The sequence below is a fragment of the Paenibacillus thiaminolyticus genome, assembly GCF_003591545.1.
Lineage (GTDB): Bacteria > Bacillota > Bacilli > Paenibacillales > Paenibacillaceae > Paenibacillus_B > Paenibacillus_B thiaminolyticus_A.
On the sequence record NZ_QYZD01000005.1, the window covers coordinates 113,966 to 128,562 of the forward strand.

Annotated in this window: 17 protein-coding genes; all 17 read right to left on the reverse strand. The window is 48.2% G+C overall.

Annotated elements, in window-relative coordinates; genetic code table 11:
* Positions 1-7 precede the first annotated feature (7 nt).
* The gene (locus DQX05_RS08290; protein WP_119792569.1) at positions 8-1,879 is read right to left on the reverse strand and encodes a motility associated factor glycosyltransferase family protein; all 1,872 of its coding nucleotides are present in this window, start codon (positions 1,877-1,879) and stop codon (positions 8-10) included.
* Entirely contained in the window at positions 1,860-2,477 is a 618-nt protein-coding gene (locus tag DQX05_RS08295; protein WP_119792571.1) for a hypothetical protein, read from the reverse strand. Before DQX05_RS08295 ends, DQX05_RS08290 begins: the two co-directional genes overlap by 20 nt.
* Before the next feature lie 143 nt (positions 2,478-2,620).
* Complete coding sequence (locus tag DQX05_RS08300) at positions 2,621-3,487, reverse strand: flagellin N-terminal helical domain-containing protein (protein WP_119792573.1); 867 nt, start codon at positions 3,485-3,487, stop codon at positions 2,621-2,623.
* A gap of 102 nt (positions 3,488-3,589) precedes the next feature.
* Positions 3,590-3,961 carry a flagellar protein FliT gene (locus tag DQX05_RS08305; protein ID WP_119792575.1) on the reverse strand — a complete coding sequence of 124 codons (372 nt, stop codon included), beginning with the start codon at positions 3,959-3,961 and terminating at the stop codon, positions 3,590-3,592.
* On the reverse strand, positions 3,951-4,355 hold the full coding sequence (gene fliS / locus DQX05_RS08310) for a flagellar export chaperone FliS (RefSeq protein WP_119792577.1): 405 nt from the start codon (positions 4,353-4,355) through the stop codon (positions 3,951-3,953). The genes DQX05_RS08305 and fliS overlap by 11 nt, the downstream gene beginning before the upstream one ends.
* A 22-nt stretch (positions 4,356-4,377) precedes the next feature.
* Positions 4,378-5,835: a flagellar filament capping protein FliD gene (gene fliD / locus DQX05_RS08315; RefSeq protein WP_119792579.1), complete on the reverse strand. Its 1,458-nt coding sequence runs from the start codon at positions 5,833-5,835 to the stop codon at positions 4,378-4,380.
* A 19-nt stretch (positions 5,836-5,854) separates the two neighbouring features.
* Complete coding sequence (locus DQX05_RS08320; protein WP_119792581.1) at positions 5,855-6,232, reverse strand: flagellar protein FlaG; 378 nt, start codon at positions 6,230-6,232, stop codon at positions 5,855-5,857.
* 67 nt (positions 6,233-6,299) lie between these two features.
* The gene (gene csrA, locus DQX05_RS08325; protein WP_119792583.1) at positions 6,300-6,548 is read right to left on the reverse strand and encodes a carbon storage regulator CsrA; all 249 of its coding nucleotides are present in this window, start codon (positions 6,546-6,548) and stop codon (positions 6,300-6,302) included.
* A 1-nt stretch (position 6,549) separates the two neighbouring features.
* Positions 6,550-6,999, reverse strand: a complete 450-nt coding sequence (gene fliW, locus DQX05_RS08330) for a flagellar assembly protein FliW (protein ID WP_119792585.1) — start codon at positions 6,997-6,999, stop codon at positions 6,550-6,552.
* The gene (locus DQX05_RS08335; RefSeq protein WP_119792587.1) at positions 6,996-7,397 is read right to left on the reverse strand and encodes a DUF6470 family protein; all 402 of its coding nucleotides are present in this window, start codon (positions 7,395-7,397) and stop codon (positions 6,996-6,998) included. Before DQX05_RS08335 ends, fliW begins: the two co-directional genes overlap by 4 nt.
* A 22-nt stretch (positions 7,398-7,419) precedes the next feature.
* On the reverse strand, positions 7,420-8,334 hold the full coding sequence (gene flgL / locus DQX05_RS08340; RefSeq protein WP_119792589.1) for a flagellar hook-associated protein FlgL: 915 nt from the start codon (positions 8,332-8,334) through the stop codon (positions 7,420-7,422).
* 40 nt (positions 8,335-8,374) lie between these two features.
* Positions 8,375-9,943, reverse strand: a complete 1,569-nt coding sequence (gene flgK, locus DQX05_RS08345) for a flagellar hook-associated protein FlgK (RefSeq protein WP_119792590.1) — start codon at positions 9,941-9,943, stop codon at positions 8,375-8,377.
* A gap of 27 nt (positions 9,944-9,970) precedes the next feature.
* Entirely contained in the window at positions 9,971-10,471 is a 501-nt protein-coding gene (locus tag DQX05_RS08350) for a flagellar protein FlgN (protein ID WP_259391862.1), read from the reverse strand.
* Positions 10,472-10,485: 14 nt separating this feature from the next.
* On the reverse strand, positions 10,486-10,761 hold the full coding sequence (flgM, locus tag DQX05_RS08355) for a flagellar biosynthesis anti-sigma factor FlgM (protein ID WP_119792594.1): 276 nt from the start codon (positions 10,759-10,761) through the stop codon (positions 10,486-10,488).
* Positions 10,762-10,948: 187 nt separating this feature from the next.
* On the reverse strand, positions 10,949-11,359 hold the full coding sequence (locus tag DQX05_RS08360; RefSeq protein ID WP_119792596.1) for a TIGR03826 family flagellar region protein: 411 nt from the start codon (positions 11,357-11,359) through the stop codon (positions 10,949-10,951).
* A 119-nt stretch (positions 11,360-11,478) separates the two neighbouring features.
* The gene (locus DQX05_RS08365; RefSeq protein WP_119792598.1) at positions 11,479-12,390 is read right to left on the reverse strand and encodes a ComF family protein; all 912 of its coding nucleotides are present in this window, start codon (positions 12,388-12,390) and stop codon (positions 11,479-11,481) included.
* On the reverse strand, positions 12,383-14,461 hold the full coding sequence (locus tag DQX05_RS08370) for an ATP-dependent helicase ComFA (protein ID WP_119792600.1): 2,079 nt from the start codon (positions 14,459-14,461) through the stop codon (positions 12,383-12,385). Before DQX05_RS08370 ends, DQX05_RS08365 begins: the two co-directional genes overlap by 8 nt.
* Positions 14,462-14,597 lie beyond the last annotated feature (136 nt).

Below are 14,597 nucleotides of genomic sequence, written 5' to 3' on the forward strand. Positions count from 1 at the left end.
TACATCCTTATAAATTCCCCGATTCTGCTTCTTCACTACTTTCTTGCGCCAACTCTCTTATAGTAGCTGTAAGGGTATCTTCAATAAAAGGGATAAACTGTATAATTTGCCTGCTTAATGTAGGAATGTACTTTTCAATTATGTTGAATTTGACATCAAGCCGTGATTGACGATTCAATTCCGATATGAATCTCTGATAGCTATTCATCAAAGAGCTTAATCCAAAATTAACATATACGCTATAAGTCTTATTGTGCGATATATCAGTCCACAGCTTACTGATACGATTCAATCCGTCTACCAAGAATTGATTCTGCCCCGGTCTTGTTTTGTTCTTCAACCGATTAATAAGCTTAAGCAATTGATGAAACGAGTTTTTTAACGCTACCAGTTCCCTAAGATCGCTACGCATTCGCATAATCACATCGTCAGTCATCTCAGTCCGTTGCTTTTGCTTGAATAGCTCTTTAACCCGGCCATGAACGGAACTCCCCAACCGATGATAGTCCAGTTTATCCATAGGCATAAAGGTTGTGCCTTTTATTCTGGCCCCATGCTGAGAAGTATTAATGAATTCAATATCCGTATACAAACAAATTAAATTTTCTATGTCCCGTAACGTAACAAACATGATATGGTTGGTATAATTCATTATTCCGTATACATTCTCAACTTCCATAGATGCCGATTCGGTGGTATTCCTAATGTAATCAGGGTCTGAGTGACGAATTCCGTCAGCATAATATTTCCTGCCCGGAAATGACAAGTCCTGACCTGTAAATACAATCGTACGACAGCCCATATATGCAGCTAACTGTATACATAATCCGGTAACACTGAAGTTTGAGGCAAAAATAGGAACTTCCGAAATATCACCGAGCAGATGAGGTGTTATAATCTCCAAATCCAAGATAAAATACGCACAAAATTGTCTGCTTTCATTCAATATACCCGGATTAATGAAGGTACCATAAATTAAGGGTATATGATCGGTATGCACAGACTGGAATGCTTTGCAATTCGACTGTCCCCCATCCATCGAGACCACAAGATCAGGTTCAATGTCAGCTTGCATCAAAGCTTGAATGCTCGTTCCGGCCGCAATAATAAGAGCCTTTCCTTTCAGCTGTCTTATCATATCTAAATCATAATGCAAGGAGGGACCTGAACCTACAACGACAGCAGGTACATCATAAAATTTATTTTTCAGAAAAGTAACTGGTGGCGACTTCACAATATGTTTCATATTTTGCAATACATTCGTTATCCATTCAGGACCAAACTGTAAAAAAGTAGCTAAGTTGCTTCTTTTCATCTTCGCTACTTGAACTGCCAGTTCATGAAATTCTTTAATATTTTCGTGATAAATCCGTTGATAGGATGGAACATATAGTTGTACAAATTTCCCTGACACTTGATCCGTAAATCGGTCAAGAAAAGAGGTGTTTCGCTCTGCATCCGTACCAACTGTCAAGTCCTCTAGGCTGCTGTGGCCAAGTACAGCAGATACGTCGCATGTTTGCATCACCTTACAGAATAAACGGACATCCGGCTCATAGACGTAATATCGCTTGCCAGGGAACCTATTCATTAACGCTTCCAGATGATAGCCGCATCCGAATCCGGTTAAAAGGACATATAATGACTCCGATACAGAATCGGACACCTGTTCTAGCCAAAGAGAAACTTCGCGTTCCACATTATAGGCGCTGTAAATATGATGCATTCGACCATCAATCTGAACAACGGGATGAAGTCGATTGTCTTTCGATACAACCATCTCCAATGAGTCCGGAATACTAGCTCCATGATCTATGATGGAGGCAAGATGGGGGAAGCGGTGGTGAATAACTTTAGCGTTAGTTTTTAATGCTTCCAATCGGAAGTTCAACCTCCTTGCTCTTGCAAAAATATTCTTCAATAATTGGGATAAACTCGTATTGAATAATATCGGCAAATCCGATCAAATTTCCCCACTCTATTTCCCCGGTCAACAACTCGAGAATCGGCTTGATCTGTGCTGTTGTATCGTCAATTAGATCCAGCGCCTCCCGTCCGACCCCTATCTCATTACCCAAGTACGCCATAAATGTCAGCGCATTGCTAATCCACTCGATCGATCCGATCAATTCCGACACGATTTCACCTGTCTCTTCCACCGCCCCCCCATATAGAGGAGCAATACGCTCTGCCACAACTCCCACCACTCTGTTCGCATAATCCTGAAAGTCATTCCAAGTGGTATAAAAGCTACGTTCCTTTGTAATAGTATGTATGACTACAGTCTGTATCTCTTCATATCTCGTTAACAACTCAGTCGCATAGTCATCATAATAGCTTACTCCATCGATATCCACACAGTAAATTAAATCATTTCTACTCAAGACTTCCCTTGATATATTTATCCAATGAGCATCCATCTCAGCGGCTGATTGAACATCATATTGGCGCGATTCATTATCTATCGAAATATTCATATTCAGCACCTCTTATACGTTTAGTAATATTATTTATATCGGATAATCTATGTCTAATGTTGAGTGCCCTTCTAATCGATATGTTGCACAAAAAAATCCTGAAGGTAGTTCTACCTTCAGGATTTTTAAGAGAAGTGATTTTATTAGCCGAGCAATTTCAATACGTTCTGCGGCGCAGAGTTAGCTTGTGCCAACATCGACGTACCTGCTTGTACGAGAATTTGATTGCGGGTGAAATCTGTCATTTCTTTCGCCATATCCGCGTTACGGATACGGGATTCAGATGCAGACAAGTTCTCGGATGTTACACCCAAGTTATTAATTGTATGCTCCAAGCGGTTTTGAACGGCACCGAAAGCAGCACGTTGCTCAGAAACTGTATTAATTGCTGCTTCAATTGTTGCAATTGCATCACGAGCATCATCTGCAGATCCCAACGAAATGTTTGCTGCTCCACTACCCCCTGTTTTAAGGTTCAAAGTTTCGGAGTCCATTTTTGCCAATTCAGCTGTCAATGTATTATCTTTACCTACGCCGATTTGGAATTGAACGCCAGAGCCCAGCTTAGCTGCACCCGAAGCTGTTCCTGCATCACCCAGAAGTTGAATACCGTTGAAGTTAGTGGACTTCGCGATATTGTCGATTTCTTCGACCAATGCGTCAACTTCTTTTTGGATATTAGCACGGTCCTTATCATCGTATGTTCCTGTAGCAGACTGGTTAGCCAACGTATTCAAACGTTGCAGCATGGAATGTACCTCTGTCAGTGCACCCTCTGCCGTTTGAATCAAAGAGATACCGTCTTGTGCGTTGCGCGTTGCTTGATTCATGCCGTTAATTTGGAAACGCATTTTCTCGGAAATCGCCAAGCCTGCCGCATCATCCGCTGCACGGTTAATACGGAAGCCGGAAGACAACTTCTCCATTGTCTTGCTCATTGCAGTGTTGTTCATACCCAAATTGCGATGAGCATTGATTGCGCCTACGTTAGTGTTAATAAACATCGACATTCTTAATCATCCTCCATGATAATTATTATTGGCCACTTCCCTGCGGCCTATTATATATATCGTAAAGAAACCATATATAGTTTATATCCCTGCACTAAAATTTTATTTTTTTTCATCAAAATAGTAAGCAACTTGCTCAGCCCGGCCCATTCCATAATAAGCATTCATTATTGTCTTGCTTTGACGGACACCTTGAACTTGAGATGTGAGTTGGCTGATTTGTCTTTCCATTTTATCAATGATCGATTGATATAAAACAAAAAGGGATTGGCAATGAATGAATTCTTGCTCTCTCTCTTCTTCGGACCGTGGTTCGGTTGGGACTGAAGCAATAAGTCGTTTAAAATCGTCCCATTTTTTCTCAAATTGTTGAAAGTAAACCTCATTCCAAGAATCTTGGTCCTTCATATCAATTAAATATTGCTGACACAAGCCGATCATTTCCTCGTACACATTAATTCTGTTATTGTCCATATGACTGCCCCGTTACCACTTCTTTGCCTATCGCTTCCCATGCTTCTTTAATTGATTGAATCACTGTTCTTGCTTCATCTAGTGGTCCAACCGACTTTTGAATATTGGCTTGTACCAATTGATCGATAACATATAAGTAGAGTGTTTTTAGATTTTTTGCGATTTCACCACCCTCACGCTCGTTTAAGCATGCAATTAACTCGTAAATAATATCCTGAACCTTCAAAATATTGCGATGAGCTGTTGAATGATGTCCTTCTGATAATTCCGATTCTGCTTGTTTGATATATTTTAATGCACCATTATATAACATAAGAATTAATTTATGCGGGGAAGCCGTTTCATATTTATTCTTCTGATAGGCCTGATACCCAGCGGCCGCATTCGTATACATTCATTCATCCCCTTTGATGAGCCTAGTTCTTCTTCTGGTTAGATAAACTAGCTAATTGCCCGTCTAGCCATGATTGTTCGTTCTTCAATTTACCTAACGCGACCTCCATCGCTGTAAATTGCCTCTTTAATTGCTCCTCCTTTAATGTCAAACGTTGCTCCATATTTGCCATAGATTCAGTAATAAAAGAAATCTCAGAGTCGTATCCGTTAACGCGAGACTGCAAAATTCCAGTAGCCTTATTTGTCCAGTTTTTCAGTTCATCACTTAATATGGTGGCAATACCCATCTTTTTGTTTCCCGCTGAGTCAGTCTCCTCCATATTAAACATGGATATTACTTTATCCGGATCTCGTTCCAAAGCTTCTTTAAATTTCTTCTCATCAAAGACAATTTGACCCGTCATCTCGGATCCTTTCTTGTCCTTATCAATTTCGAGGCCTAGATCAGCCAACGTCCCTAACCCTGCAATATTACTAGACATCCAACTGCCTAGCTCCATATCCAACTGACGTAAAGTCGAATCGCCCTGGAGAGTTGTTTTACGATAAGGCGTCTGATCATTCTTCGGCTTCTCTTCAGGCTTGGCCATGCCTTCACGGATTAGCTTACGTACTTCGTTAAAAGCATCCACAAATCCCTTAACCTTTTCAATAACTTTGTCAGAATCCTGTCCAACCGTAATCATTGCCGAAGAAGATTCTTTTTGGAGCTGTAATGTGACACCGTCAATGACACCTCTAACCTCGTTAGAGGAACTTTTAACGTTCAAACCATTGACACTTAATTCTGCATCCTGAGCCGCCTGAACCTCTTGAAAATTTCCGCCTGACAGTAGGCCAAGATCATTCAAAACATTAGCACTACCAGAAATACCAATCCCTGTTGTTCCTCCGCTTCCCTGATGGAACTTATTTTCAACACCCGTTTTTACCGATGTGAGCACTAAGGTTTTGTTCCCTGGGGATGTTTCAACCAAAGATGCAGATACTGTTTTACTATTTTTGTTAATGTCATTTTTTAAATTCTCCAGCATTTCACCATACGTTTCCCCTTTCAGCGTCACGGTAACCTCATTACCATCAGGCTGACTAAAGGTAATTGTCTGGTTTTCAAGGGAAGAAGAGTCCCCTTGGGTGCTGAACTCGTTTGCTTTAATAACATGAGACTTCGCCAACCTATCTACTGTGACCTGATAGTTTCCTGTTACGGCATTATCGGAGCCGATAGCTTTTACAGCCTGCTCGTCCGAGCTTTTGGTCGATGTCAGTTTGAAGTTCGCGTTCAAAGTTAAATCAGCAGCTTTATCTCGGAGTGTCGAAAGCTTTGTGTTCAAATTTCTAAAATAAGATTGAAAACTTGTATAATCCTGCTTTTTTTGCTCTAAATTCGTATACGGAATTCTTTCCAGCATCATTAACTTTTCGATCATCATGCCCGTGTCTAGTCCAGACGCAAGCCCTCCAATACTAAAACCCATATTATATAACCACCTTTCTTTATATTTTTTCGTCGAAAAACATGCCAATCAATTCTTTCATTTTGATAGATAACTCAATTAGAAATTCCGGAGGTAAACTTGCAATGACTTCTTGAGTAGCTTTATCAATTACTTCAACATATAAATCTTCTGCTTCATCATTATACTTAAAACGAATTTCTTTCCCTGAGTTAGCGATAGACTCATTCAGTTCCTGAACTTTTTTCTGTAAATCTTGTTTTTCCCCAGATCTCAGACGTTCACTATCGAGCGCCTCAATCTCTAAATTGGTTTTGTCCTGCTGTTCCTTTATGAGTACGTTCTTTAGCGAATGAATCGTCGCACGATGTACTTGTAAGTCTATCCCCGCGGTGTCTGTACGATGAATGCTGCTCATCTATATCCACCTCACATTTCAACACGGCTATTTTTCCTTGCATTGAATCTGCCCATGAGCATACTTCTCATTTTTTAAATTTCTTCAAAATCTCAATCATATTAATATCTTGTTTCTCATTGGCTCCCTTAGTGGTCTCTATTGCGAAAGTATTCTCCTGCACAATGCTCTCATATAATTCCTTCCGCATGATTTGCACATTTTTGGGAGCAACAAAGCCAAGCTTGACATACTCTCCTTCTACGCCAAGAACACGGACTTCGATTTCGTCGCCGATCATGACCGTCTCACCAATTTTTCGCTTCAGCACCAGCATCCTATTCTCCCCTTCCTTGAATAAAATGCCGGACGGGAAGACTAGAGTCTGTGATGATATACTGGCAGCCCTTCTGTGCTTTCGGCGAGAAGAGGACAGGGGCTCGTAAATTCACGCTAATCGCATCGTTAATGATATTAACGACAAGCATTGTTACCACTTCTTCAGGCGTTTGAACCCCCAGAACTTCCACGGTATCCTGGTCGATAGGAAAGCTATAGTTCTGAACATATTCCGCCGGAATTAATATAAAGCTCCGTTCCTCCTCCACCGCATGGAGAATATAGAAGACGGAGTCGTCGTATGGCATTAAGGCGTATCGGGTAATTGACTGAAACCCGACCATGCCTTTGACGAACTCGTAGATCTGATGAGGTTCAGGATGAAGAGCCCCATAATTGGAACTATGAATAGTAACATTTGATGCGACTGAATCATTGGTTGAGGTCATTCCCGAACAACACCTTTCGTCTGTACTTCAATTTCCGGCGGATAAACCCGAACATCGATCGCTACGCTCTGGGAAGGCAGCGCATATATACGCACTTCCTTCTGGCCCTTTTGCATGTAGCGTTCGAATGCGATCTGTCCAAAAGTCGTCTTCGACTTGGCGATATTGCCCAAACGGTCACCTTCTTGCGCCTTCTGCTGCGTAGCTTGAACAGCCGCTTGAACGGCCATGTTTTTCTGCTCGCTGGCCGCAACAGAAGGCCGCTGCAGCCCCAGCTCGTCCCATACGGGTTGCCAATCCGCCTCCATCTCTACGGGACGCAGACGAATCGTTAACTCAGCCGGCTCATAGCGGAAGGAATACGATTGAATCTGTCTCGTAATATCCGAAATATTCATAAAGATTCAACCCTTCTGCGAATTAACGAATAAAGTCAATCAGTGATACCTGCATAATCCGCGCCCCGGTGGCCAGCGCCGCCTGCATAACATTTTCTTGCGTCTTCAGGGCGATAATCGCCTCCGGCATATCGACATCGGCGACTTGTCCCCGTTCCGTCTTCAAGCTTACTTTATCATCCGCGAGACGGTTCTCCATTAGCTCAAAGCGGTTCATGCGGGCTCCAATCTCAGCCCACTGCGTGTTAATGCGGTCGGAGGAGGCGTCAATCCGCTCCAATCCATTCAACAGCCCGTCAATGTCATTCTCCTCTGCCGCTTTGATCATATCGTCCATCATCTGGAACACATTATCATTATCTTTATCGATCGGATTCGTCGTATTAACAGCCTTGCCAAATATCAATTCGCCTGTAATGCTGACCGGTACCGTAACCGCGGGACTTACATTTAACCGGTAAACCCCTTCATCCGTCGTTTCTGCCGCCGCTCCGGCACTCGTATAAGGCGGAATATCGGTCTTCTGGCCGTTGAACAGATAACGGCCGTTATAGGAGCTGTTCCCGATCATGACAAGCTGTTCCTTGAGCTGCTTCAGTTCGGCCGCATTCGCCTGGCGCGCATCATCCGGCGTCGTCCCGGTCGATCCTTGCTGCACCAACGTACGCACCCGCTTCAGCACATCGCTCGCCTGCTGCAACAAGGAATCCATTGTCCGCAGCATACCCGTTCCCATCTGCGCATTCGCGGTAAACTCATCATTGCGGTTCAGCTCGCTGTCATACCGCATCTGATAGCCGATGCCGACCGGATCATCACCTGGCCGATGAATTCGTTGACCGGAAGATAGTTTATTATTCAGATCAATCGCATTACTGTTCATATTTCGCATATTGCGAAGCAACTGCGTATTCTGCATTGCACTCGTTACGCGCATCCCTGTTCCTCCTTAAATAACCTGCTTCCTTCATTTAACGTTAACGGCCAACAACACCCATCTGATTGATAACCCGATCCAGCATCTCATCTACCGTCGTCATGTTCCGCGCCGCCGCATTATAAGCATGCTGGAAGCGAATCATGTCTGCCATCTCTTCGTCCAGCGACACGCCGCTCACCGATTGCCGGCGGAATAGCACGGAATCGACCATATCGCTCTGCACCTTGACATTTCGTTCCGCATTCGTTGCCCGCGTTCCCAGATCGCCCATAATCGCGCGGTAATAATCGTCTACCGAGCCGGTAGACAACGACGTCATATCGGCCGGATAATTGAATGACTTATCACGAAGCGAAGCCAATGCATGCGCTATCACGCTGTTTCCTTTGACTGTAACGTTCTGCCCGTTGACAGTGTCATAGCGGCCGGAAGCCGCGATATTACTGACGTTGTTCACAATGTCGGCATTCACCTGGATATTGCCGATAGAGAATTCCCCGCCGTCCGTCGTCGTAAAGAACGGTATTCCGGACTTGGCAGGGTCAGATAGGCTGTAACCAAGACTGTGCAGCCCGTTAAATCCGTTCACTTGCACCGTGGCAGGTCCCTTCAAGATCGAGCCGGCCGGAATTGTGCCGCCCGCCGGGATCGTCGCCCCATTCTCCAGCTCTACGGCGCTCTTGGCGACGAGATCCGAGGCTGCCACATAACCTGCCGCAAGCTCGACATCCACCGTGCCGGTTACCATCGTTCTAATCATCGCATTCATCTGGTTGCGCATCCGATCGACTTCGGCGAGCGATTGCGAGTAGCCATGAAGTTGTCCTGCCGTAGCGGCTACATCCGCCGTAATCGGCGTCGATTCTCCATTCTCAACGACCGTAATTCCGCCCGCTAGGATGGTAATATCTCCTCCCTCTCCATCGGTCACCTGCACATCAATGATGGTCGAGAGTTGATCAATCAACAAGTCTCGCTGATCCCTGAAATCGTTGGCATTGTCCCCCATGCCTTCCACACGCTTAATCGTATCCGTCAAACCTGCTATATTCGCAATGATATCATTCGCTTCGTTCACTTTGATGTTGATGCTGGACTGGGTATCATTCTCCAGCTTGGTCAGCGACTCATCGATATGCTTCAGCATGTTGGTAAAGTTAGAGGCCGCACCGACCACTTCGACGCGTGCACTGAGCAGAGAGGGATCGCGATTGAGGACTTCCCAGGAGTTCCAGAACTTATCCATGACGCTTCGCAAGCCATTATCCGACGGTTCATTGAAAAAACCTTCAATCGAACGGATCGTATTATCGATAATACTCCACGAACCAAGCGTCTCGTTCTCTCTGCGGAATTGAAGATCGAGGAAGCTGTCGCGGATACGGGTAATGCTGTCGTACTGCACGCCGGTCCCCAACTGCCCCGGTGCCACACTGTTATACATCCCCGGCATCGCCAGCGGCCGGGTCGCAGAGGCGTTCACCCGCTGCCGCGTATAACCGTCCGTGGAAGCATTGGCGATGTTATGTCCCAAAGTCTGCATCATTGTCGATTGGACGAACAAGGACCGCTTGCTCGTCTCCAGTCCGTGAAAGGTTGATCTCATCTTCGTTCGTTCCCTTCCTTCATTCGTCTATGCACGCGTATCCATCATGCCGGGTCTGCTGTATTGAGGAGCAGCTTGCTCCGGACGGCGGTACAACATGTCTTGATCGGAATAATCTATATGTAAATTAAGCTGATATTCGATAAAATGAATGGACTGCTGAATGAGCGTCTGGTTATGGTCATTGATGAACTTTAACTTTTCCAGCACCATCCGGATACGTTCTTGCACGGCGAGCATCTCTTGCCGCTCATTAGCTTCGAAAATCAGCTTTGTAATCTCGGTCACCGTAAGCTTCAACTGCGATTTAATTCCCTTCGATTGCAGGAACGACTGCACCGCCTCTTCCCGCTCCTGTTCCAGGGAAGCTAGCTGCTTCAAGTATTTCGACTCCTGCTGGGACAGCTTGACCAAGTTATCGATGTCGTTCTGAATAATCACCTGGGTCTTGGCTTCCCCGATACGGACGAGCTCTGAATAGATATCCTCCATGCGGCTCAATAATTCCACAATTGGCGCTGCGCTCACATTCGTTCCTCCGCTCATTCAGTTTCTTTGCGAAACAGGGGAAGTAGCTTCTCTGCAATCTTGTCGCCAGCGACATGATACGTCCCTGTCTGTACGGCCTGCTTCAGTTCAGCAATGCGCTCCTGGCGGGTCGGATTGTTCACCCGGTTCTGCGCATCCAGCATTTCCTTCGCTTCGGTCGATATCGTCACTTCATCCTTGCGGGACGATTTCTGAGAAATTCTCTCGGCCGACTGCTGCTTCTGATAATATTGGATCGCTCCGACGCGCTGCGTTTCATTAATCTTCATCATTACACCTCGTTTCACACGGCAGGCTGCCGTTCATCTGGCTCGCATCCCGTACTCGTTCCAACTTATTACCTTCTATTGTAAGGCATATCCGTATACATAGACAAAACCGATAACCTTTACTAAGATTATCGGTTCCGTGTCAAGGAAAATTTAGTTCTCATCAAAAGAAGTTGGATGCCTCGGCCTATTTGTTGCGGGACGGATCAAAAGCCTGGTACGCCCTCGTTCCAGAGGCCGCTTCTCCCTTGTCCGGCTCCTTCGCAATGCCCGCTTCCTGTATTTGCCGAACCAGCCTCGTCCGGCATGGCTCGCACATATGCCCTTCCCGAATCGGGTTGCCACACACTTCACAATCATATGCCAAATTCGGAGCCTGGTATTCTGAAATGCGCCCTTCCCGTATGAACTGCGTAATCTGGCGCGGACTGACCTTCGTCTCTTCGCTTAGCTCATGCATTGAAGCATGCTGCTGCTCGCGTAAATAGGCCACGCACCGTTCATACTCCTGTTCAATCTCCTTCAGACATGCAGGGCAGATGTCCCTGAATGCCTTGGCGAACAGCCTGCCGCAGCGCGGACAATTACCCAATTCCATCTTCTCGCCCCCTTATATGCCGTTGAATTCATCATAACTTATTCATCGACAGAAAACGAGAGGATTTTTACTAAATAATGCGTGTTCAAAAGGGAGTTCAGCAGAATAGCCTCAAAGATTCAAGCTCTCGCCCACGTGTAGCTGGCTGTATGTACCGGGATAGAAAAAGCGTCGTTCAGCTGCGAAAGCTGACGGGCACAAGCGCGGAGGGTGCTGCCTGTCGTGTACACGTCATCAATGATGAGAATGCGGAACTGCCTCCGCCGAGCAATCATTCCCACCGAGTCCGAAGTTAGAGCTCGCGCAGCAACAGCTGGGGCATACCTGTTCAACACGAAAGCTTCGGCTGCACTCCGCTCCCGCCCCCTACGCTCCTGCTTGCTCTGCTTCACCCCATCCTGCTTCCGGTCAAGCAAGGCCACGACCGGACGGCTCCAAGCCTGACCCAGCAGACGGGCCAGCCGTTCCGCCTGGTTGAACCCGCGCACCTGCAGCCGGGCGGCCGTCGACGGCACATAAGTTACGAGGTCGGGCAGCACCTTCTCTAAGGGAGTTCCCCACAGCCACTTCCTCAGCTTGCGCACTGTCCGATTATCTTCCTCATTCTCCGCAGGATAAACGGAACGGAACAGCATCGAATACGATGCCAGCATCATAGCAGCCATGACTGACTCGTACCGGATATTTCCCCGGAACTTGTAGTCCGCCAGCCATTGCTTCATCGCTTCATTATATTGGACCACGCTCCGGTTGGCGGACAATCCGTGAGAAGCTAACGGATCGCGCGCACAGTCGGGACAGCGAATGCCCCTGCCGCATGACACGCATCCGATCAATTGAATCCACGGAATATCTTTCAAGCATCTGCGGCATAGTTCATTCGTCAACGCCGCTTCTCTTATCTCCTTATAAAAGGCGGCTGCTGATGTGCCCAACGCCTGGCCGCATACATTACACGGAATCACCTGCGGCCGCAACAGCCACTGAAGCCTTCGTTCAAGCCAATGCCCCTGTGCTGCCGGTTCAGCCATTACGCCAACTCCTTTCAGAGTAGATGGGCAGCAGATAACCGCGTCGTCTCGCCAGTCGGTTCATCCCGCGAATCTGCCGCACCGCCCTGCGCTGTGCCCGATTCCATTGCCGGGAACCGAAGACAACCGTGCCCGCCGGATCATCCTTCGATCGGCCGGCCCGGCCCGCCATCTGGACGAGCGATGCTTCATCGAACAGCTTGTCATCCGCATCGAGAATGTACACGTCGCTCTTCGGCACCGTAACGCCCCGCTCCAGGATCGTCGTCGTAACCAGCATCCGAATATCCCGCTTCCGGAAGCGAAGTACCCGGTCTCCGCGCTGCGCATCCGCTGCGGAGGTCCCCTCCACCCGTACCTGCGGGAATTGCCGCTGCAGCAGTTGCACGACACCTTCCACCTGCCGGATGCGGGTGATGAAGATGAATACCTGCGCTCCCCGCCCAACCGATTCCGCCATCCGGCGAAGCAACACCCCAGGGAACGACCCGCGGGCCAGACATGACGCGACGGCCGGCATCGCAACCCTTGCCGGAACCGGCAGCGGATGCCGATGATACCGCACCGGCACCCGTGCATGCCGCAGCGTCCCACGCCTAACCTGACGCTGCATCACTTCCGGCGGCGTGGCCGACAGAAACACAAAAACGCCCCCTCGGCGACAGACACGCTCTGCCGCGCGATGGAGCATCGGATCATTATGATAAGGAAACGCATCCAGTTCATCAATAATAACGAGATCGAATGCCCGGTCGAACCGCAGCAATTGATGGGTCGTCGCCAGCGTAATTCTGCCCTCTCCCCAACGCTCGGGGCTTCCGCCATACAGCGTCACGACCCGCTCAGCCGGAAAAGCCTTCTCAATCCGCGGCTTCAGCTCCAGCACCACATCCCGCCGCGGCGTCGCCACCAGCGCCCGGCCGCCATGCAAGAGCGCATCCTCGATCAGTGGGAAGATCATTTCCGTCTTCCCCGCCCCGGTCACGGCCCAGAGCAGAAATGTGCCCGTCACAGCTTGTCTCGAATCGATCGAACGTCCGCCATCTATGTCCCGCCGCACCGAAGCGATATACCGCAGCGCATCCGTACTGGCTGCCTCCTGTGCCGGAGCCAGTCCCCATTTCGCGAGGCGCGGTCCACACTCTTCTTCTCGGGCCGCTCTCTCGGACGCTGACGCCGGCGGGCGGAAGGAAGATCCTGCTACAAGCAGCGAGCAGGATCGGATGCGTCCCAGATTCAGACAATGCGTACAAGTCCGGCATTCCATGCTGCCGCAGGAAGCGCAGGCGGATACTGTCATATCCTCCGTGCTGCCGCAGCGATTGCACCGGTACACGGCGGAAGCTGTTCGCCAACGGGACATCGCCTTGCTTGCCCATCGCTTGCCCTCTTCCTCCGCCGGCATAATGCCCGCGTGCACTTCCAGCCAGCCGTGGAGACATCCCAATTGAATAAACGTATGCCTGAGCGGAATCCATCCGTGCCAGCCCTTATCTTCCATAAGCGACACAAGCTCTTCGTCCGAGACGAGCCTGCCCTGCAGCGCTTCAGCCAGCTGCCATGCATCTGCTTGCAGTGTTCCGCGAAGCGCGCCTCCCGCTTCAGAAAGCCGCTCAAGAGCCGGCGCCCGCCTAGTGACTTTCTCTTCAATACGATACACTGCCGGGCTTTCCGCTACTCGGTACGCTTCCTGCCTTCCCTCCTTCACCGCCTGCGCATTCGGCTCCGCATCCGGGGCTTCCAATATCATCACCGTGAACCATTCCTCCTCCCCATGACGATCGGAATCGGTGAACAGGTACAACAATTCACGATAACTGTGCAGCGCATCGCGGTAATATTTCGTCCAGCCTCGCTTCCCCCACTGATCCATCTCCTCGTTCTCGATGAAGTCCTCCAGCATCGCCAACCCGATAAATATCGGCAAAGCCGGCTGGAGCACGACCAGCTTCATCCCTCTCCGCTTCCCTCCGTCCTCTGACAGCCAGTAGCCTGCATCTACACGCCAGTCCAACGTCATTCCCGTATGCCATCCGTTCTCCGACCTTACGGCGTAAACTCTTACTTGCACCCGTTCCCTCTCCTTCCTTAATTCCACGGCGCCGACATGTACAGTTGAAGCACAGCCTCATCCCGGCAAGCACCAACAGACAACAAAAAAGCACACCCCACCCGTTGTCACGGGATGGCATGTGCTTCATGCTCAA